At 69.4% G+C, this 19,560-nt stretch carries 16 protein-coding genes; 13 read left to right on the plus strand and 3 right to left on the minus strand.

What is annotated here, in order from left to right; all coding sequences use genetic code 11:
* Positions 1–60: 60 nt before the first annotated feature.
* From dnaE to ACIPJ2_RS08495, 6 genes are all read left to right on the plus strand, one after another.
* The gene (gene dnaE, locus ACIPJ2_RS08470; protein ID WP_402728977.1) at positions 61–3,543 is read left to right on the plus strand and encodes a DNA polymerase III subunit alpha; all 3,483 of its coding nucleotides are present in this window, start codon (positions 61–63) and stop codon (positions 3,541–3,543) included.
* Positions 3,544–3,559: 16 nt separating this feature from the next.
* Complete coding sequence (locus ACIPJ2_RS08475; RefSeq protein WP_402728449.1) at positions 3,560–3,910, plus strand: DUF2200 domain-containing protein; 351 nt, start codon at positions 3,560–3,562, stop codon at positions 3,908–3,910.
* Positions 3,911–4,277: 367 nt separating this feature from the next.
* Entirely contained in the window at positions 4,278–4,733 is a 456-nt protein-coding gene (locus ACIPJ2_RS08480) for a hypothetical protein (RefSeq protein ID WP_402728450.1), read from the plus strand.
* Positions 4,730–6,049, plus strand: coding sequence for a histidinol dehydrogenase (gene hisD / locus ACIPJ2_RS08485; protein WP_402728451.1), 1,320 nt, complete (start codon positions 4,730–4,732; stop codon positions 6,047–6,049). The genes ACIPJ2_RS08480 and hisD overlap by 4 nt, the downstream gene beginning before the upstream one ends.
* A gap of 33 nt (positions 6,050–6,082) precedes the next feature.
* Positions 6,083–6,565 carry a transcriptional regulator NrdR gene (nrdR, locus tag ACIPJ2_RS08490; RefSeq protein WP_402728452.1) on the plus strand — a complete coding sequence of 161 codons (483 nt, stop codon included), beginning with the start codon at positions 6,083–6,085 and terminating at the stop codon, positions 6,563–6,565.
* Positions 6,562–7,647 (plus strand): quinone-dependent dihydroorotate dehydrogenase, encoded by a 1,086-nt coding sequence (locus tag ACIPJ2_RS08495; protein ID WP_402728453.1) that lies wholly within the window; start codon positions 6,562–6,564, stop codon positions 7,645–7,647. The genes nrdR and ACIPJ2_RS08495 overlap by 4 nt, the downstream gene beginning before the upstream one ends.
* Before the next feature lie 321 nt (positions 7,648–7,968).
* Here the strand turns inward: ACIPJ2_RS08495 and ACIPJ2_RS08500 are convergent, their stop codons facing one another.
* Positions 7,969–8,544 (minus strand): DUF3043 domain-containing protein, encoded by a 576-nt coding sequence (locus tag ACIPJ2_RS08500; RefSeq protein ID WP_402728454.1) that lies wholly within the window; start codon positions 8,542–8,544, stop codon positions 7,969–7,971.
* A 73-nt stretch (positions 8,545–8,617) separates the two neighbouring features.
* On the opposite strand from ACIPJ2_RS08500, the gene ACIPJ2_RS08505 reads away from it, so the two are divergent.
* The 6 genes from ACIPJ2_RS08505 (at position 8,618) to ACIPJ2_RS08530 (ending at position 15,455) form a co-directional block, all read left to right on the plus strand.
* A complete protein-coding gene (locus tag ACIPJ2_RS08505; protein WP_402728455.1) occupies positions 8,618–10,075 on the plus strand; it encodes a dipeptidase in 1,458 nt (485 codons plus the stop codon).
* Between the two features lie 110 nt (positions 10,076–10,185).
* Positions 10,186–10,560 (plus strand): iron-sulfur cluster assembly accessory protein, encoded by a 375-nt coding sequence (locus ACIPJ2_RS08510; protein WP_281264201.1) that lies wholly within the window; start codon positions 10,186–10,188, stop codon positions 10,558–10,560.
* Between the two features lie 281 nt (positions 10,561–10,841).
* Positions 10,842–11,741: a cytochrome c oxidase subunit II gene (coxB, locus tag ACIPJ2_RS08515; RefSeq protein ID WP_281264202.1), complete on the plus strand. Its 900-nt coding sequence runs from the start codon at positions 10,842–10,844 to the stop codon at positions 11,739–11,741.
* Positions 11,742–11,752: 11 nt separating this feature from the next.
* Positions 11,753–13,489, plus strand: coding sequence for a cytochrome c oxidase subunit I (gene ctaD / locus ACIPJ2_RS08520; protein WP_402728456.1), 1,737 nt, complete (start codon positions 11,753–11,755; stop codon positions 13,487–13,489).
* Positions 13,490–13,493: 4 nt separating this feature from the next.
* Positions 13,494–13,913 carry a cytochrome c oxidase subunit 4 gene (locus tag ACIPJ2_RS08525; protein ID WP_281264204.1) on the plus strand — a complete coding sequence of 140 codons (420 nt, stop codon included), beginning with the start codon at positions 13,494–13,496 and terminating at the stop codon, positions 13,911–13,913.
* Positions 13,914–14,081: 168 nt separating this feature from the next.
* Positions 14,082–15,455, plus strand: coding sequence for a glucose-6-phosphate dehydrogenase (locus ACIPJ2_RS08530; RefSeq protein ID WP_402728457.1), 1,374 nt, complete (start codon positions 14,082–14,084; stop codon positions 15,453–15,455).
* Between the two features lie 216 nt (positions 15,456–15,671).
* On the opposite strand, the gene ACIPJ2_RS08535 is transcribed toward ACIPJ2_RS08530, so the two are convergent.
* Entirely contained in the window at positions 15,672–17,543 is a 1,872-nt protein-coding gene (locus ACIPJ2_RS08535) for a glycoside hydrolase family 15 protein (RefSeq protein WP_402728458.1), read from the minus strand.
* 73 nt (positions 17,544–17,616) lie between these two features.
* On the minus strand, positions 17,617–18,666 hold the full coding sequence (locus ACIPJ2_RS08540; RefSeq protein WP_281264207.1) for an App1 family protein: 1,050 nt from the start codon (positions 18,664–18,666) through the stop codon (positions 17,617–17,619).
* A 140-nt stretch (positions 18,667–18,806) separates the two neighbouring features.
* Between ACIPJ2_RS08540 and ACIPJ2_RS08545 the strand changes: the two genes are divergently transcribed.
* Positions 18,807–19,454, plus strand: coding sequence for a TetR/AcrR family transcriptional regulator (locus ACIPJ2_RS08545; protein ID WP_402728459.1), 648 nt, complete (start codon positions 18,807–18,809; stop codon positions 19,452–19,454).
* The last annotated feature ends 106 nt before the right edge of the window (positions 19,455–19,560 follow it).

Below are 19,560 nucleotides of genomic sequence, written 5' to 3' on the forward strand. Positions count from 1 at the left end.
GGAGGTTCCGTGTCGGATTCCGACTCCTTCGTCCACCTGCACGTGCACAGTGAGTACTCGATGCTCGACGGTGCCGCGCGACTCAACGACCTCGTCGCCGAGACCGCGGCGCAGGGCATGCCGGCCGTGGCGGTGACCGACCACGGCAACATGTTCGGGGCGTTCGAGTTCTGGAAGGCCGCGAAGGCCGGCGGCGTCAAACCCATCATCGGGACAGAGGCGTACATCACGCCGCGCACCCACCGGACCGACAAGACCCGTGTGCGCTGGGGCGACGGCGGCGGGGACGACGTCTCCGGTGCGGGTTCCTACACGCACATGACGATGTTCGCCGAGAACACGACGGGCATGCACAACCTGTTCCGGCTGTCGTCGAAGGCCTCGATCGAGGGCTACTACTTCAAGCCGCGCATGGACATCGAGCTCCTGCAGGAGTACCACGAGGGCATCATCGCCACGACGGGCTGCCCGTCCGGCGAGATCCAGACGCGCCTGCGCCTCGGGCAGTACGACGAGGCGATCAAGGCGGCCGCGGACTACCGCGACATCTTCGGCAAGGAGAACTACTTCGCCGAGGTGATGGACCACGGGCTCGAGATCGAGCGCCGGGTGATGAGCGACGTCATCAAGATCGCGAAGGACCTCGGCATCCCGCTGGTCGGCACGAACGACCTGCACTACACGCACTCCCACGACGCCAAGTCGCACGCGGCGCTGCTCTGCGTGCAGTCCGGCTCGACCCTGAACGACCCGAACCGCTTCAAGTTCGACGCCGACGAGTTCTACCTGAAGACCCCGCAGCAGATGCGGCACGTGTTCCGCGACAACCTCGACGCGTGCGACAACACCCTGCTGATCGCCGAACGGTGCAACGTCGAGTTCGACACCTCGGCGAACTACATGCCGAAGTTCCCGGTACCGGAGGGTGAGACCGAGCACTCCTGGTTCGAGAAAGAGGTCGCGAAGGGCCTGCAGTACCGGTACCCGGACGGCATCTCCGACGAGGTCCAGGCCCGCGCCGACTACGAGGTCGGGATCATCAACCAGATGAACTTCCCCGGGTACTTCCTCGTGGTCGCCGACTTCATCAACTGGTCGAAGGACCACGGCATCCGCGTGGGACCTGGACGTGGTTCCGGTGCCGGCTCGATGGTGGCGTACGCGATGCGCATCACCGACCTCGATCCGATCCGGCACGGGCTGATCTTCGAGCGCTTCCTCAACCCCGACCGCGTCTCGATGCCCGACTTCGACGTCGACTTCGACGACCGGCGCCGCGGTGAGGCGATCAAGTACGTCACCGAGAAGTACGGTTCCGAACGCGTCGCGCAGATCGTCACGTACGGCACGATCAAGGCGAAGCAGGCGCTCAAGGACTCCTCGCGCGTCCTCGGGTTCCCGTTCGGGATGGGCGAGAAGCTCACCAAGGCGATGCCGCCGCCCGTGATGGGCAAGGACATCCCGCTGACCGGGATCTTCGACAAGAACCACCCCCGCTACAAGGAAGCCGTCGACGTCCGCACCGTCGTCGAGACCGACCCGGAAGCCAAGACGGTGTTCGACACCGCGCTCGGGCTCGAGGGGCTGAAGCGCCAGTGGGGCGTGCACGCGGCCGGCGTCATCATGTCGAGCGACCCACTGATCGACATCATCCCGATCATGAAGCGGGAGCAGGACGGCCAGATCGTCACGCAGTTCGACTACCCGGCATCGGAGTCGCTCGGCCTGATCAAGATGGACTTCCTGGGGCTCCGGAACCTCACGATCATCAGTGACGCCCTCGACAACATCAAGACGAACCGCGGCATCGAACTCGACCTCGAGACCATGGGGCTCGAGGACCCCGAGGCGTACGCGCTCCTGCAGCGCGGTGACACGCTCGGCGTCTTCCAGCTCGACGGCGGCCCGATGCGTGGCCTGCTGCGGCTGATGAAGCCCGACAACTTCGAGGACATCTCCGCGCTCATCGCCCTGTACCGACCGGGCCCGATGGGTGCGAACTCGCACACGAACTACGCGCTCCGCAAGAACGGCGAGCAGGCGATCACGCCGATCCACCCGGAGCTCGAGGAGCCGCTCAAGGACATCATCGGCACGACCTACGGCCTGATCATCTACCAGGAGCAGGTCATGGCCATCGCGCAGAAGGTCGCCGGGTTCTCCCTCGGCCAGGCGGACATCCTCCGTCGCGCGATGGGCAAGAAGAAGAAGTCCGAGCTGGACAAGCAGTACGCGGGCTTCGAGAAGGGGATGCAGGACAACGGCTACTCGGCCGCTGCGATCAAGACGCTGTGGGACATCCTGCTGCCGTTCTCCGACTACGCGTTCAACAAGGCGCACTCCGCGGCGTACGGCGTGGTGTCGTTCTGGACCGCGTACCTCAAGGCCCACTACCCGGCCGAGTACATGGCGGCACTGCTGACGAGTGTCGGCGACGCCCGCGACAAGCTCGCGCTGTACCTCAACGAGTGCCGCCGGATGGGCATCAAGGTCATGCCGCCGGACGTGAACGAGTCGATCGGCTTCTTCGCGGCCGTCGGCGACGACATCCGATTCGGCATGGGCGCGATCCGGAACGTCGGGTTCAACGTCGTCGACGACATCGTGAAGGCCCGCACCGAGAAGGGCGCGTTCGACTCGTTCCACGACTTCCTCCGCAAGATCCCGATCTCGTCGGCGAACAAGCGGACCGTCGAGTCGCTCATCAAGGCGGGCGCGTTCGACGAGTTCGGCGACACCCGCCGGGCCCTCGTGGAGATCCACGAAGGCGCGGTCGAGGCCGCGGTGAAGGTCAAGCGCGACGAGGTGCACGGCAACGTCGGGTTCGACTTCGACTCGCTCTTCGCCGAGGTCGCCGAGGAACAGCCCTCGATGACCGTGGTGTCGCAGGTGCCCGACCGCCCGGAGTGGTCCAAGCGCGACAAGCTGGCGTTCGAGCGCGACATGCTCGGGCTCTACGTGTCCGACCACCCGCTCGCGGGGCTGGAGATCGAGCTCGCGAAGCACCAGTCGGTCACCATCGCGGACCTGATCGGCATGGACGACTCGGTCGAAGGCGAGACGGTCACCGTCGCCGGCCTGCTGACGAGCGTGCAGCACCGCGTCGCGAAGACGAGTGGCAACCCGTACGGCATCGTCCAGATCGAGGACTTCGGCGGCGAGATCGGCGTGATGTTCCTCGGCAAGACCTACCAGGAGTTCGGGCCGTCGCTCGTGGCCGACTCGATCGTGGTGCTGCGTGGTCGTGTCAACGTGCGCGACGACGGCAAGGCGCTGCATGCGGTGAGCATGTTCCAGCCCAACCTCGGTGACGTCATGGGCTCCGGTCCGCTGACGCTGAGCGTGCCGGAGCGGCAGGCGACGACGGAGATCGTCACCGAGCTCGCCGCCGTGCTCGGTCGGCACAGCGGCGAGACCGAGGTCCGGCTGAAGCTGCTCAAGGACGACGTCGCCCGCACGTTCGAGCTGCCGTTCCCGGTGAACCTCACCCCGGACCTGTTCGGCGAGCTGAAGAGCCTGCTCGGTCCGCGCTGCCTGGTGTAGGCGAAGGGGAGTCAGCATGGCGGGACACCGGATCTTCGGGACGCCGTTCGCGAGCGTCTACCCGCTCTACCTCGCGAAACTGGAGCGGAAGGGTCGGACGAAGGACGAGCTCGACGCCGTCATCGCGTGGCTGACCGGTTTCGACGACGTGGCGCTCGCGCAGCAGCTCGCCGACGAGTCGACGTTCGAGGCGTTCTTCGAACAGGCGACGCTCAACCCCGACGCGCCGCAGGTCACGGGGATGATCTGCGGCATCAGGGTCGAGGAGATCGACGACCCGCTGATGTGGCGGATCCGCGTCCTCGACAAGCTCGTCGACGAGCTCGCCAAGGGCCGACCGATGACGAAGGTCCTCCGGACTCCGTGATCGCGGGCGATGCTGCGGCTCCGGGGGAGGACGTCCTCCGCGCCTTCGGGGTGCAGGGGGCGGTGATCGAGCGACTCGTCGGCGGTCGGGGGCTGAGCTGGCGTGCCGGTGCCGTGGTGCTCCGACCGCACGATGGCCCCGCCGAGACGGACTGGCGCGCCGGCGTCCTCGCGTCGTTGCCGGACGGCGACGGGTTCCGGACCCTCGACCCGTCCCGACGATCACGGGCGAGTGGCGGCACGGCGCCTGGGAAGCGTGGGAGTGGTTCCCCGGACAGGCCGACGAGACCCGGGTCGCTGACGTCATCCGCGCGGGCACCGCCTTCCACCGGGCGATCGCCGGGCTCGAGCGTCCGGCGTTCCTCACGATGAAGGACAACGCGTGGTCGCGTGCGGACCGGGCCGTGTGGGACGACGACGAGCTGCCGCGGGACCCGTCGCTCGACCGGCTGGTCGCGGCGTTCCGTCCCGTCGAGGCACCGTCCCAGCTGGTCCACGGCGACCTCCTCGGCAACGTGCTGTTCGCCGAGGGACAGCCGCCGGCGGTCATCGACTGGCCGCCGTACTGGCGACCGGCGGGGCTCGGTGCCGCGATCGCCGCGGTGGACGCGGGCTGCTGGCACGGGTACCCGCTCGACGGGCTCGAGCGACTCGGCGACGGGATCCCGGAGTGGTCGCAGCTGCTCGTCCGCGCGCTCGCGTTCCGGATCGCCACGCTGCGCTTCGCCGGTTCGTGGGGCAGCGACGACGTCGAGCGGCACGCGCCCGTCATCGACGCGGTGCTCGGACGTGCACCCCGCGTCGGTACGCTGGACGCCTCATGATGCAGCGAATCGACCTCCGTGGCGGACTGCCCGTCCGCGCCGAACTCCTCCGTCTCATGCCGCGCGCCGTCGGTGACGTCGGGCACGCGGTGGACGCGGCCCGGGCGCTCGTGGACGACGTCCGCGAGCGTGGAGCCGAGGCGCTGCAGGAGCAGGCCGAGCGGTTCGACGGGGGAGCACCGGCGGCCGTCCGGGTGCCGGCCGCCGACATCGCCGCCGCGGTCGCCGGGCTCACGCCGGAGCTCCGCACGGCGCTCGACGAGGCGATCCGCCGCGTCCGGGCAGCGAGTGCCGCCCAGGTCCCCGCCGCATCCGTCACGACGCTGGCCGACGGCGCCGAGGTCCACCAGCGCTGGCAGCCGATGCGGCGCGTCGGGCTCTACGTCCCCGGCGGCAAGGCCGTGTACCCGTCGAGCGTCGTCATGAACGTCGTCCCGGCGCAGGTCGCCGGCGTCGGTTCGATCGCGCTCGTGTCCCCGCCGCAGCGCGACCACGGCGGCGCCGTGCACCCGACGATCCTCGCCGCGGCCGGGCTCCTCGGCATCGACGAGGTCTACGCGATGGGCGGAGCCGGAGCGATCGGCGCGCTGGCGTACGGCGTGCCGTCGATCGGCCTCGAGCCGGTCGACCTCGTCACCGGGCCCGGCAACAACTACGTCGCCGCAGCCAAGCGCCTGGTCCGTGGCGTCGTCGGGATCGACGCCGAGGCCGGCGCCACCGAGATCCTCGTCATCGCCGACGAGTCGGCCGACCCCGCGTACGTCGCGGCCGACCTCATCAGCCAGGCGGAGCACGACGAACAGGCCGGCAGCGTGCTGGTGACGACGTCGGCGACGTTCGCCGATGCGGTGGAAGCCGCCATCCCGGGACAGACGGCGGTGCTCGGGACGGCCACGCGCCTCCAGGCTGCGCTCGACGGCCCGCAGTCCGCCGTCGTCCTGGTGGACTCGCTCCTGGACGCGGCGACCGTGAGCAACGCGTACGGGCCGGAGCACCTCGAGATCCAGACCGTCGACGACGACGCGGTCCTGGCGGACATCGACGCGGCTGGTGCGGTCTTCGTCGGCCCGAGCACGCCCGTGAGTCTCGGGGACTACCTGGCCGGCTCGAACCACGTGCTGCCGACCGGCGGCCAGGCCCGGTTCGGCTCCGGACTGTCGGCGTCGACGTTCCTGCGGCCGCAGCAGGTGATCCGCTACACGGCCGACGCCCTGGCCGAGGTCGCGCCGCACATCGTCGCGCTCTCGACCGAGGAGCAGCTCCCCGCCCACGGTGCAGCGGTGACCGCCCGCACAGGTTCGCCCGTCGGCCCGTAGCGGGCGTGCCGAACCGATAGCCTGGGGCACGACATGTTCTGCCCCTTCTGCCGCCACCCGGACTCCCGCGTCGTCGACTCCCGCACGAGCGACGACGGCACCTCGATCCGTCGCCGCCGCCAGTGCCCGAACTGCGGGCGTCGCTTCTCCACGACGGAGACCGCATCGCTCAACGTCGTGAAGCGGAACGGGGTGCTCGAACCGTTCAGCAGGGAGAAGATCATCTCCGGCGTGCGGAAGGCCTGCCAGGGCCGCCCCGTGACGGACTCCGACCTCGCGGTGCTCGCGCAGCGGGTGGAGGAGATCGTGCGGTCCTCGGGCGCCAGCCAGATCGAGGCGAACGACATCGGCCTCGCGATCCTCGACCCGCTGCGTGAACTCGACGAGGTCGCCTACCTCCGGTACGCCAGCGTGTACCAGGCGTTCGACTCGCTCGAGGACTTCGAGTCCGCGATCGGGCAGCTCCGCATCGACCACCACGGTGAGCCGCAGTCGACGACCGGGGCCGACGCGTGAGCGGCATCGCGGAACGCATCGTCCGCGCCGGGTACGGGGCCGTCTTCCGTGGCGTCTTCGCGAACATGGACCCCGAGCGTGCCCACCACCTGGCGTTCGGCGTCATCAAGGTGCTCCCGAGGGTCCCGATCGTGCGGGGGCTCGTGGAGCGGTACTCCCGTCCGTCGGCCGACGACGGCGTCACGACGATGGGCATCCACTTCCCGTCCCGGTTCGGCCTCGCCGCCGGGTTCGACAAGGACGCCAGGGGGATCGGCGGCCTCGGTCTGCTCGGCTTCGGGCACGTCGAGGTCGGCACGATCACGGCGAAGCCCCAACCGGGCAACGAGAAGCCACGGTTGTTCCGGCTCATCGCCGACCGTGCCCTGATCAACCGCATGGGGTTCAACAACCAGGGTGCAGCGGCCGCGGCACGCCGGCTCGAGCGTGCTCGCCGGAACCCCGGTCGGCCCGTCATCGGCGTGAACATCGGGAAGAGCCGCGTGGTCGACGTCGCGGACGCGGTCGACGACTACCTCGAGTCGACGCGGCTCCTCGCGCCGTTCGCGGACTACCTCGCGGTCAACGTGAGCTCGCCGAACACGCCGGGCCTCCGTGGGCTGCAGGAGCTCGACCAGCTCCGTCCCCTGCTCTCCGCGGTGAACGACGCCGCCGGACGGGTCCCCGTGCTGGTGAAGATCGCGCCGGACCTCACCGACGAGCAGATCGACGCGATCGCCGGGCTCGCGGTCGACCTCGGGCTCGCCGGGGTCATCGCGAACAACACGACGATCTCGCGCTCCGGGCTCGCGACGCCCGTCGCCGACGTGGAGGCGATGGGGGCTGGTGGGCTCTCCGGGGCGCCGCTGTCCGCCCGGTCGCTCGACGTCCTGCGCCGCGTGCGCGCCGCCGTGCCGACCGACTTCTGCGTGATCGCGGTCGGGGGAGTCACCTCCGAGGCGGACGTGCAGGCCCGTGTCGATGCCGGCGCGACGCTCGTGCAGGGCTACACGGCGTTCCTCTACGAGGGGCCGACCTGGGCGACGCGGATCAACCGGCTGCGGCGGCGTCGGCTGAAGCGCGAGGCGCGCGCCGCGCGCTGAGCGCCGCCGGGCGCGCTGTCGCGTCCCCCCCCGCTCGACTTCGCCGCGACCGGTCGCGACACCCCGCTCACGTTCTTCGAGCGGTCGCGCTCTGTCGGTCCCGGAAGGCCGCGACGACACTCTTCGACCGGTCGGCGGAAGACGCGCGACGTGTCGCGACCAGTCGACGGACGGGAGGCTCGTCGCGGACCGGCACCGAGCCTCCCGTCCGGCGCGTCACCGGACACGGCCCCCGGCGCGTGCACGCGGCTGCACCCCGCCGCGCGCCGGGACGACGAAGCGCCGCCGGCCAGGGGCCGGCGGCGCTTCGGGACGAACGGGTCAGGCGGAGGGGTACTGGCCGCGCTTGACCTGGGGCTTCGGCAGACGCAGGAAGCGCAGCTGCCACGCCCGCGTCAGGATGTAGAGGAACGTGCCCTTCTGGAACACGCCGAACTTCGCGGTGAGCTTCTTGCGCAGCACGACCCAGAGCACGACGCAGTCGAGGATGAACAGCGCCACGAACGCCCACACGAGCAGCAGCGCGTACGAGGCGGCAGCGGTCTGGGACGCGACGAACCCGACGATCAGGAAGACCACGAGGACCGGCATCATCACCTCGCCGACGTTCCAGCGCGCATCGATGTAGTCGCGCACGAACTTGCGCTGCTCGCCCTTGTCCTTCGCGGGGAGGTACCGTTCCTCGCCGTTGGCCATCCCGACGCGGGCCTTCTCGCGCTCGTTGTTGAGGCGGGCGCGCGCTGCCTTCTTGTCGACGGGCGTGTTGCCGACGAGCGGTCGGCGGTTCGCTGCCTCGCGCTCGCGGCGGGACGGCGTCGGACGGCCCTTGCCCTGCTCGAGCAGTTCCTCTTCCGAGGGGTTGGCTGTCGTGTTGGTCTTGGGTGCTGCCTTCGCCACGGTGATTCCTGCTGGTCGGTGAGCGGTGCGCCGGGGAACACCCCGGCACCGGTTGTCCTCTAGATTACCGGGCATGACCGACCACGCACAGTCCGCACCCGCGACCGACCCCGCCCTGCTCGACGCCCTCCGCGAACAGGTGCAGGGCGACCTGCCGACGACGATCGCCGACCTCTCGGACCTGGTGCGGATCCCGTCGGTGTCCTGGTCGGCGTTCGACCCCGCGCACGTGCGGCGGAACGCGGAGGCCGTGGCCGACCTGGCGCGCAGCACCGGTGTGTTCGACGACGTCAAGATCATCAGGAGCGCCGTCGAGGGCGACACGCCCGCTGGTGCCTCGGACGCGACCGGGACGGACCTCGACGGCGTCGAGCTCGGGCAGCCAGCGGTCCTCGCCGTCCGCCCGGCCCGCAACGGCAAGCCGACCGTGATGCTCTACGCCCACCACGACGTCCAGCCGCAGGGCGACGACGCGCTGTGGGAGACCCCGCCGTTCGAGCCGACGCTCCGCGGGGACCGCCTGTACGGCCGCGGCGCCTCGGACGACAAGGCCGGCGTGATGACCCACGTCGCCTCGCTCCGTGCGCTGCACGCGCGGTTCGGCGACGACCTCGACCTCGGCATCGTCCTCTTCGTGGAGGGCGAGGAGGAGTTCGGCTCCCGCTCGTTCCGCACGTTCCTCCGCGAGCAGAAGGAGCACCTGGCCGCCGACGTCATCGTGGTGGCCGACAGCGACAACTGGTCCACCGAGGTCCCCGCGATCACGGTCTCCCTCCGCGGCAACGTGACGTTCAAGCTGACCCTGACGACGCTCGAGCACGCGAGCCACAGCGGCATGTTCGGGGGAGCGGCACCCGACGCGATGATGCCGATGGTCCGGCTGCTCGCCTCGCTGCACGACGACGCCGGTTCGGTGGCCGTCGAGGGGCTGACCTCGTACGACGCGCCGGTGCCGGCCCGCAGCGAGGACGAACTCGCCGCCGATGCGGCGCTGGTCCCGGGTGCGAAGCCGGTCGGCACCGGCGACGTCCTGTCGCGCATGTGGTTCCAGCCCTCGATCACCGTCACGGGCATGGACGTCCCGAGCGTCGCGAACGCGTCGAACACGCTGCTGCCGACGGTCTCGGCGCGCGTCTCGGTCCGGGTCGCCCCCGGACAGTCCGCACGCGACGCGTACGCCGCCGTCGAGCGCCACATCTCCGCGCACACGCCGTTCGGCGCCCGCGTGGAGATCAGCGAGCCCGACGCCGGGGATGGCTTCCTCGTGGACACCAGCGGATGGGCCGTCCGTGAGGCACGCACCGCGATGGACGAGGGATGGGGCGCAGAGCCCGTCGAGCAGGGCATCGGCGGATCGATCCCGTTCGTGTCCGACCTGGCCGCCGAGTTCCCCGAGGCGCAGATCCTGGTGACCGGGGTCGAGGACCCCGACACGCGGGCGCACAGCCCGAACGAGTCCCAGCACCTCGGCGTGCTGCACCGTGCGATCGCGGCCGAGACGATCCTGCTGGCCCGCCTCGCGACGCGCTGACCTGCCTGGAGGCTCGGTGCACGTTCTCCACATCGGCTGCGGTCCGTCGGTGGGCGTGCTTACAATCGACCAGGCAGCGGTGACCGGCACCGCAGCAGAGGGAGGCGCGCATGAGCGACACCATCACCACCGAGACCACGGCCGCGACGGCACCGTCGTCGCACGGGGTCCTGCTCAGCGACGCCGCGGCGGGGAAGGTGGCGAGCCTGCTCGAGCAGGAAGGCCGTGACGACCTCCGTCTGCGCCTCGCCGTCCAGCCGGGTGGCTGCTCCGGGCTGATCTACCAGCTCTACTTCGACGAGCGTCTGCTCGACGGTGACGCCACCGCCGAGTTCGACGGGGTCGAGGTCGTCGTCGACAAGATGAGCGTCCCGTACCTCGACGGCGCGACGATCGACTTCGAGGACACCATCCAGAAGCAGGGCTTCACCATCGACAACCCCAACGCGCAGGGCAGCTGCGCGTGCGGAGACAGCTTCCACTGACCTGGAGCAGTCCCGACGACGCGAGCGGGGAGCGACCGACACGGTTGCTCCCCGCTCGCGTTTTCCGTGCTCGCAGGCCCGCGATGACCAGGGAAAAACCGAGTCGGACACGGTCGGATCGGGCCCGAGGGTGTGTCGGGCGTGCACGAGGCGTCACCAGCTGCGAGTAAGCTAGGAGTGTTCCAACCAAGCTGGGAGCCAGCCATGAGACGCCTTCGTGTGCCTCGCGTCGGTCTTCGACGCAACTGCGCTCCGGGTTCACGTCATTCCGAGAGGTAACAGTGCGTTCGAATCGCCGTATACGTTGGGCGGCCGTCCCGGTGGCCGTCGGTCTGGTCATCGCACTGGCGGGTTGCTCGCAGCAGCAGCTCAACGGGTGGCTGCCGGGCACCGATGAGACGAAGGACGTCACGAACCACACCAGCCGCATCGTCGGCCTGTGGACCACCAGCTGGATCGTGCTCCTCGCCGTCGGGCTCATCGTGTGGGGCCTGATCATCTGGGCAGCGATCGTCTACCGCCGTCGGAAGGGCCAGACCGGCCTCCCGGTACAGATGCGCTACAACATGCCGCTCGAGATCTTCTACACGATCGTGCCGCTCATCCTCGTGCTGGGCTTCTTCGCCTTCACCGCCAAGGACCAGGCCGCGATCGAGAAGCCGTTCGCGCAGCCGGACACCACGGTGCACGTCTACGGCAAGCGCTGGGCGTGGGACTTCAACTACATCGACCAGAACGACCCGTCGAAGAGCGTCTACTACCAGGGCATCCAGGCCCAGGAAGAAGAGAACAAGAGCGGCGCGATCGACGAGTCGCAGCTCCCGACCCTCTACCTGCCGGTCGGCAAGAAGGTCAAGATCGAGCTCGACTCCCGCGACGTCGACCACTCCTTCTGGATCATCGACTTCCTGTACAAGAAGGACATGCTCCCCGGGAAGACGAACTACGAGTACTTCATCCCGCAGAAGGAAGGCACGTACCAGGGCAAGTGCGCCGAACTCTGCGGCGAGTACCACTCCCTCATGCTCTTCCAGGTGAAGGTCGTGTCGCCCGCCAAGTACGAGGCGTACCTCGACACCCTCAAGGACCAGGGCAAGGTGGGCCTGCTCGGCGACGAGTACAACACCAACACGAACCAGCCTGACAACAAGGCGCCCGTCACGGCGTCGGACGACAAGTAGGGGCTCGCCAGATGACCACGTCATTCGTCGGCCAACCGACCAGCACCTCGACGCCGGACTTCCAGGCGTCGAAGGTCGGTCGGAAGGGCAACATCATCGTCCGGTGGATCACCTCCACGGACCACAAGACGATCGGGTACATGTACCTGATCACGTCGTTCCTGTACTTCCTGCTCGCCGGCGTGATGGCGCTCGTCATCCGCGCGCAGCTCTTCGAGCCGGGGCTGCAGCTCGTGGCGACGAAGGAGCAGTACAACCAGCTCTTCACGATGCACGGCACGATCATGCTGCTGCTGTTCGCGACGCCGCTGTTCTCGGGCTTCGCGAACGCCATCATGCCGCTGCAGATCGGTGCGCCGGACGTCGCGTTCCCGCGTCTGAACGGCTTCGCGTTCTGGCTCTACTTCTTCGGTGGGCTCATCGCCGTCGGCGGCTTCCTCACCCCGCAGGGTGCGGCGTCGTTCGGCTGGTTCGCCTACGCGCCATTGAGCGACACCACGTTCACACCAGGGCTCGGTGGCACGTTGTGGGTCTTCGGGCTCGGCCTGACGGGCTTCTCGACGATCCTCGGTGCGGTGAACTTCATCACGACGATCATCACGATGCGCGCCCCCGGCATGACCATGTTCCGCATGTCGATCTTCACGTGGAACACCCTCGTGACGTCGCTCCTCGTGCTCATGGCCTTCCCGGTCCTCGCCGCCGCACTGTTCGGACTCGGTCTCGACCGGGTGTTCGACGCCCAGGTGTTCAACCCCGCGAACGGTGGTGCCCTGCTCTGGCAGCACCTCTTCTGGTTCTTCGGCCACCCAGAGGTGTACATCATCGCGCTGCCGTTCTTCGGCATCGTCTCCGAGGTCTTCCCGGTCTTCAGCCGCAAGCCGATCTTCGGGTACAAGACCCTCGTCTACGCGACCATCGCCATCGCGGCCCTCTCGGTCACGGTGTGGGCGCACCACATGTACGTCACCGGCTCGGTGCTGCTGCCGTGGTTCTCGCTCATGACGATGCTCATCGCGGTCCCGACCGGCGTGAAGATCTTCAACTGGGTCGGCACGATGTGGCGCGGCTCGGTGACCTTCGAGACCCCGATCCTCTGGGCGATCGGCTTCCTGATCACCTTCACGTTCGGTGGTCTGACCGGTGTCATCCTGGCCTCCCCGCCGCTCGACTTCCACGTGTCGGACTCGTACTTCGTCGTCGCGCACTTCCACTACGTGGTCTTCGGCACCGTCGTGTTCGCGATGTTCTCCGGCTTCTACTTCTGGTGGCCGAAGTGGACGGGTCGCATGCTCAACGAGCGCCTCGGCAAGATCCACTTCTGGCTGCTGTTCATCGGCTTCCACACGACGTTCCTCATCCAGCACTGGCTGGGCGTCATCGGCATGCCGCGTCGGTACGCGACGTACCTGCCGAACGACGGCTTCACCTGGATGAACCAGCTGTCGACCATCGGCGCGATGATCCTCGGCATCTCGTTCTTGCCGTTCATCTTCAACGTCTACGTCACCGCGCGGAACGCCCCGAAGGTGGCCGTGAACGACCCGTGGGGCTACGGCCGCTCGCTCGAGTGGGCGACCAGCTGCCCGCCGCCGCGGCACAACTTCACGTCGATCCCGCGGATCCGTTCGGAGTCCCCGGCGTTCGACCTGAACCACCCCGAAGCGGGTGTGCCGATCGGTGTGGGTCCCGCGAAGGACGCTCCCGATGCCCCGACCTACGACGCCGCGAAGGGCGAGGTGAAGTAAGGCGATGCGCGCCAACGTCAACCTGTTCTGGATCCTCTTCGGGTTCTTCATCCTCGCGGACGCCGCGTACACGATCTGGTTCGCCCTCGCGCACAACGGCGGCTGGGAGCCGGTCGGCACGGTCGGCATCGGCCTGGTCGGGCTCATGTCCGCGTTCATCGCGTTCTACCTCGGCCGGGTGCTCTCCGCCCAGGGCGGGGACCTGCCGGAAGACCGCCAGGACGCCAACATCGAGGACGGCGACGCCGAGCTCGGGCACTTCAGCCCGTGGTCGTGGTGGCCCATCCTCCTCGCCGCGTCGACGTCGATCTGCTTCCTCGGTGTCGCAGCCGGCCTGTGGATCGTCCCGATCGGCCTGGCGCTCGTCGCCGTGACGCTGGTCGGCTGGGTCTTCGAGTACTACCGCGGCAACTTCGGGCACTGACCCACGACAGACGCGCTTCGGGCGGCACCAACTTCGGTGCCGCCCGAACTGCGTCCTGACGACCTCCATGAGAGCGCGCGCAGCCCGCCGCTCATCAGGGAATCAACCGGCCCGTGTACGGCTTGCAGCCATGCGGACCCATCCACCACGCGAAAGGAGTCACCACCGGTGACCGACAAGCGCACACTCATCATCTTCGGTGCGACGGGCGACCTCGCCTCCCGCCTGCTCCTGCCGGGCCTCGGCACGTTCCTGCAGAGCGGCCGTGCCGTCCCCGTCCAGCTGATCGGCACGGGCCGCAGTGAGCGCACCCCGGAGAAGTGGAAGGACATCGTCACGAAGTCCTTCGCCTCGCAGGACGTCAAGGGACCCGAGGTCGACGCGACCATCGAGTCGACGATCTTCATCCAGGGCGACCCGACCGACCCGAAGCACCTCAAGGCGCTGCTCGACGCCGCCGAGAACGAGCCGATCCTGTACTTCGCGCTCCCGCCGCAGATCGCGTCGGACATCTGCGAGGCTCTGCAGTCCGTCGACCTCCCCGAGGGCACGACCCTGGCGTTCGAGAAGCCCTTCGGCACCGACGTCGCCAGCGCCAAGGCCCTCAACGAGACGGTCCTCAAGATCGTCCCCGAAGAACGCGTGCACCGCACCGACCACTTCCTCGGTCGCACCACGGTCCTGAACATCATCGGTCTGCGTTTCGCGAACCGCCTGTTCGAGCCGATCTGGAACGCGGAGAACATCGAGAAGGTCGACATCTTCTACGACGAGACCCTCGGCCTGGAGAACCGCGCCCAGTACTACGACGAGGCCGGCGCGATGGTGGACATGATCCAGTCGCACCTGCTGCAGATCCTCGGACTCGTGACGATGGACGCCCCGGCTGCCATCGACGCCGTCGAGTTCCGCTCGTCGCTCGCCCGTGCGCTCCGCTCGACCCGACTGAAGGGCGACGACGCGAAGATCGCCTCCCGCCGCGCGGTCTACACGGCCGGCACGATCGACGGCAAGGAGCTCCCGTCCTACCAGGACGAGCAGGGCGTCGAGCCTGGCCGTCAGACCGAGACGCTCGCCGAGATCTCGGTCGAGGTCGACACCGCACGCTGGAAGGGCGTCCCCTTCACACTGCGTTCCGGCAAGGCGCTCGGCGCGAGCCGCAAGGAGGTGCTGATCACCTTCAAGCCGGTTCCGCGCCTGCCCTCCGGCCTGACCGGTCGCCCGAAGACCGACACGCTGCGCATCGTCCTGAACCCGGACGAGATCGAGCTGACCGTGTCGGCGAACGGTGGGGGCAACCCCTTCGAGATGGGCCAGGTCACGCTGTCGTCGTCGTTCAGCGACGGCGAGCTGACCCCCTACGGCGAGGTGCTCAACGGGATCTTCCACGACGACCCGCTGCTCTCGATCCGCGGCGACGTCGCGGAGCGGTGCTGGGAGATCGTGGAGCCCGTCGTCGCCGCCTGGAAGGCGAACGAGGTCCCGCTCGAGGAGTACCGCGCGGGTTCGCGCGGTCCCGCGGACTGGGAGTCGTCGTCCTGACGCACTGATCCGGACCACACACGGACGGGAGGCGCGGTGCCAGCTGGCACCGCGCCTCCCGTCCGTCGTCTGCGTGCGGGACGGAGGTGGCCGAATCGCGCGTAGGAGGTCGTTTCGCGCGTAGGAGGTCGGAAATTCCGACCTCCTACGCGCGAATCCGCTCCCTACGCGCGAAACGACCCACCGCACGGCGGGTCACGGTGTGCCGGGGCAGCGTCAGGCCGGGGTGCCCGCGCGCTCGCCCTCGCCCGTCCACGACCTCGTGCCGCCGTCGTGTTGGGGGATCCGGGTGCGGTGCCCCGTCGCCTTGCCGCGGGCACGTTCGATCGCGTCCGCCGCGGCCACCAGCGTCAGGTGCGAGAGCGCCTGCGGGGTGTTGCCGATGTGGTGCCCCGTCGCGACGTCGATCTCCTCCGAGAGCATGCCGACGTCGTTGGCGTACCCAATGAGCACGTCCATGAGCCGCTCGGCGTCCTCGATGCGCCCCGATGCCGCGTACTGCTCGACCAGCCAGAACGAGCAGGCGAGGAACGGGTGCTCGCTGCCGCTCAGCCCGTCGAACCCGGCCGTGGTGCGGTACCGCAGGACGAGCCCGTCCGAGCCGACGCGGAGGTCCTCCTCGATCGCGGCGACGGTCCCGAGCATCCGCGGGTCGGTCGCCTTGCAGTAGCCGATCTGCGGCAGGACGAGCAGGCTCGCATCCACCTCGTCGGTGTCGTAGTGCTGGCGAAAGGACCCGCGTTCGGCGTTCCACCCGTGCTCGTCGATCTCCGCACGGACGGCGTCGCGGAGCCGGCGCCAGCGGTCCACGGGGCCCTCGAGTCCGAACTCCTCGACCGCGGCGACCCCTCGGTCGAACGCAGCCCAGATCATCGCCCGCGAGTGCGTGAAGCTCCGTCGGGGGCCGCGCATCTCCCAGATGCCGTTGTCCGGTTCCTGCCAGTGCTCCTCGACGTAGCCGAGCAGGGCACGCTGGAGTGCCCACGAGTCGGCGTTCTCCTCCACGCCGAGCTCGCGGGCGTCGTGGAGCGCCGCGAGCACCTCGCCGAACACGTCGCCCTGGTACTGCGTGTACGCCCCGTTCCCGACCCGCACGGGCTTCGATCCCGCGTACCCGGCAAGGTGGTCGAGCTCCCACTCGGGCAGCTCCCGCTCGCCGGCGATGCCGTACATGATCTGCACGTCGGCCGGGTCGCCGGCGATCGCCCGGAGCAGCCAGCCACGCCAGTGCTTCGCCTCGTCCTGGTAGCCGTGGGCGATCATCGACGCGAGTGCCAGCGAGGCGTCGCGGAGCCAGACGTACCGGTAGTCCCAGTTGCGTTCGCCACCCGGGTCCTCCGGCAGGCTCGTGGTGGCCGCGGCGACGACCCCGCCGGTCTCCGCGTGGGTCATCGCACGGAGGAAGAGCAGCGACCGGCGGGTGGCGTCGGCGTAGCGGCCGCCGACGCGGGCGGTGCCGGTCCAGTCGCGCCACCACTGCCCGGTGCGGTGGAGTGCGTCGTCGACGTCGAGTTCCTCCGGGGGCTCGCGGTGCGACGGGTACCAGGTCAGCACGGTGTCGAGCACGTCCCCGTCGTGCACGGTGCGGGTCGCGACGTGGCGGTGGTCGTCGGCGTGGAACCGGACGCCGCGGACGATGACCGACCCGGGCCCCGCCGTCGCGACGAGTGCGGGGTCGTCGTCGTCGCCGACCTGGCGGACCCAGGGGAGTGCGCGGGCGTAGTCGAACCGGATGCGCAGGGCCTGTCGGACCTCGACCTCGCCCGTGAGCCCCCTGGTGCGCCGGACGACCGATGCCCGGTGCGCGCCGATCGGCATGAAGTCGGTGACCTCGACGACCCCGGTGGACGTGGTCCAGATCGTCGTCAGGACGAGGGTGTCCTCGTCGTACCGACGCTCGGCGGTGGCGTCGGGGTCGGTGGGTCGGAGCGTCCAGTGCCCGTCGTGCTCGTCTCCCAGCAGGGACGCGAAGGTCGAGGGGCTGTCGAAGCGGGGGAGACACGCCCAGTCGATCGTGCCGGCACGGTCCACCAGTGCGGCCGTGTAGCAGTCCCCGATGATCGCGTGGTCCTCGATGCGTTGCGCCATGCCCCCGATCGAACCACTGACCGCCGATGTTCCACCGGCGTCATGCGTCACCGACTGAGAGTGCGCGCAGGGTCTAGTCGAGCTCGGTGATCCCGACGCGGGCGAGCTCGGTCCAGAGACCGGCGCCGTCCGGGGCGTAGACCCACGGCGCGGCGGATTCCCTGGAGCGTTCCTGGGCCCTGGACCGCCCACCGGCGAGGACGGCCTCGCTCGTGGACAGCTGCCGGATCGCGACACCCGCGACGTTGTCCGGGTGCTCGCGCGCGAAGTCGCCGTACAGGGTCTCGTCGTGCTGCCCGTCGTCACCGACGAGCAGCCACTTGATGTCCGGGAAGTCGCGGGCGAGCCGCCGGAGGTTCTCGTGCTTGTGCAGCTGCCCGCTCCGGAAGAAGCGGTCGTGCGTCGGGCCCCAGTCGGTGAGCAGCAGGGTGCCGGACGGGTACATGTTCCTGGTGAGGAAGCGCTGGAGCGTCGGCCCGACGTTCCACGCACCGGTGGAGAGGTACACCGTCGGCGACCCGGGGTGCTGCGCGAGCACACGCTCGTAGAGGACGGACATTCCGGGGACCGGGCGGCGCGCGTGCTCGGTGAGGACGAAGGAGTTCCACGCGGCCAGCATCGGACGGGGGAGCGAGGTCACCATCACGGTGTCGTCGATGTCGGACAGCAGCCCGAACCGCGTGTCCGGGTGCACGACGAAGACGTCGGCCTCGGCGTCGCGCTGGCCGCCGGCGGACAGCCTGATGGTCTGCCAGCCCGGTTCGAGGTCGATCGGGACGATGGTGTCGACCACGCCGCCACGGTCGGACTGCACGGTGTGGGTGACCCCGCCGGCAGTGATGGTCACCTCGGCGTGGTCGACCGCCACGCTCGTGAAGGTCCGCCAGCCGCGGACACCGGTGTACGCCGCGTCCGAGGCGAGTCCACGCCGGGTCAGCAGCACCCGGCAGAGCACCCGGATCCACCCGGGCGCGCCGTACCCGGTGTACGGGATGACGGTCGGCACGAGGCCGCGTCGGCGGGCGCGCTGTTCGCGGAACTCCTGCACGGCGTCCTCGATCCGGGCGGCACGATGCAGGATCGGCTCGGCCAGCGACGGTTCGTGGGACGTCGGGTCGGGCATCGGCCCATCATCCCACGGAGGGGTGGAGGATGGGCACGACGCACTCGACACCCGGAGAATCGCAGCGGGATTCCAGCCGGGCTCTGCGAGAGTTGCCCCGTCACACAATCAGCCCGCGGTCGCCGCGAGAAGGAGAACACGTGCTCGTCACCGAGGTTTCGAACGCACTGCCGGGGGGATCATCACTGCTCAGGAACGAGCCGGTCCAAGCCCGCAGTTCGGCGCGCCTCGCCGGGCTCCTCGACGCCGCAGCCGCGGTGATCGACGAGATCGGCTTCGAGCGGCTCACCACGGCCATGGTCGCCGAACGGGCGGGGGCGTCCATCGGCACGGTCTACCGGTACTTCCCGGACCGCATCGCCGTGGTCGAGGCGCTCGCCATCCGCTGCACGCAGCGGCTCGCGTCCCGGTTCGTCGACGCGCTCGACGCCAGCGGCGCGACGACCTGGCAGGACGCCTGCGACGCGCTCATCGACATGACGAGCGAGATGTACCGGACCGAGCCGGGGTTCCGCGCGATCCGCTTCGGCGACGCCGCGGACTCCGGGGTCGGTGACGAGGAAGACCGCATGGGCGCCCTCGGCGGGGCGGTCGGCGCGATCATGCGCGAGCGCTTCGGTCTGCCGGACAACGACGCCGTCGCGCGAGCGTGGGTCGTCCTCGCCGAATCCGGACACGCCGTGCTGGCCAGGGCCCACCAGGACCGCGAGCACCCGGACACCGGGCTCATCGAGGCCTACCGCGTCATGAACAAGACGTACCTGGAGTCGGTGATCGCCGCCTCCTGACCAAGGTCACCAATCCGAACGGCGCCCGCCCTCCGAACTGGAGGCGCGGGCGCTGTCGTGTCCGCGGCCTCCGCCGTGCGCGGGGTCGGCTCCAGAGCCGTGGCGG

The organism is Curtobacterium sp. NPDC090217 (assembly GCF_044746705.1).
In the GTDB taxonomy this organism is placed as follows: Bacteria; Actinomycetota; Actinomycetes; order Actinomycetales; family Microbacteriaceae; genus Curtobacterium.

Bases quoted from the DNA above. Each gene is read 5' to 3' on its own strand.
- ACIPJ2_RS08535 (WP_402728458.1), bottom strand. From the start codon at position 17,543: ATGGCGCAACGCATCGAGGACCACGCGATCATCGGGGACTGCTACACG.
- ACIPJ2_RS08510 (WP_281264201.1), top strand. From the start codon at position 10,186: ATGAGCGACACCATCACCACCGAGACCACGGCCGCGACGGCACCGTCG.
- ACIPJ2_RS08480 (WP_402728450.1), top strand. From the start codon at position 4,278: ATGAAGGACAACGCGTGGTCGCGTGCGGACCGGGCCGTGTGGGACGAC.
- ACIPJ2_RS08475 (WP_402728449.1), top strand. From the start codon at position 3,560: ATGGCGGGACACCGGATCTTCGGGACGCCGTTCGCGAGCGTCTACCCG.
- ACIPJ2_RS08525 (WP_281264204.1), top strand. From the start codon at position 13,494: ATGCGCGCCAACGTCAACCTGTTCTGGATCCTCTTCGGGTTCTTCATC.
- ACIPJ2_RS08505 (WP_402728455.1), top strand. From the start codon at position 8,618: ATGACCGACCACGCACAGTCCGCACCCGCGACCGACCCCGCCCTGCTC.
- ctaD (WP_402728456.1), top strand. From the start codon at position 11,753: ATGACCACGTCATTCGTCGGCCAACCGACCAGCACCTCGACGCCGGAC.
- ACIPJ2_RS08540 (WP_281264207.1), bottom strand. From the start codon at position 18,666: ATGCCCGACCCGACGTCCCACGAACCGTCGCTGGCCGAGCCGATCCTG.
- hisD (WP_402728451.1), top strand. From the start codon at position 4,730: ATGATGCAGCGAATCGACCTCCGTGGCGGACTGCCCGTCCGCGCCGAA.
- dnaE (WP_402728977.1), top strand. From the start codon at position 61: ATGCTCGACGGTGCCGCGCGACTCAACGACCTCGTCGCCGAGACCGCG.
- nrdR (WP_402728452.1), top strand. From the start codon at position 6,083: ATGTTCTGCCCCTTCTGCCGCCACCCGGACTCCCGCGTCGTCGACTCC.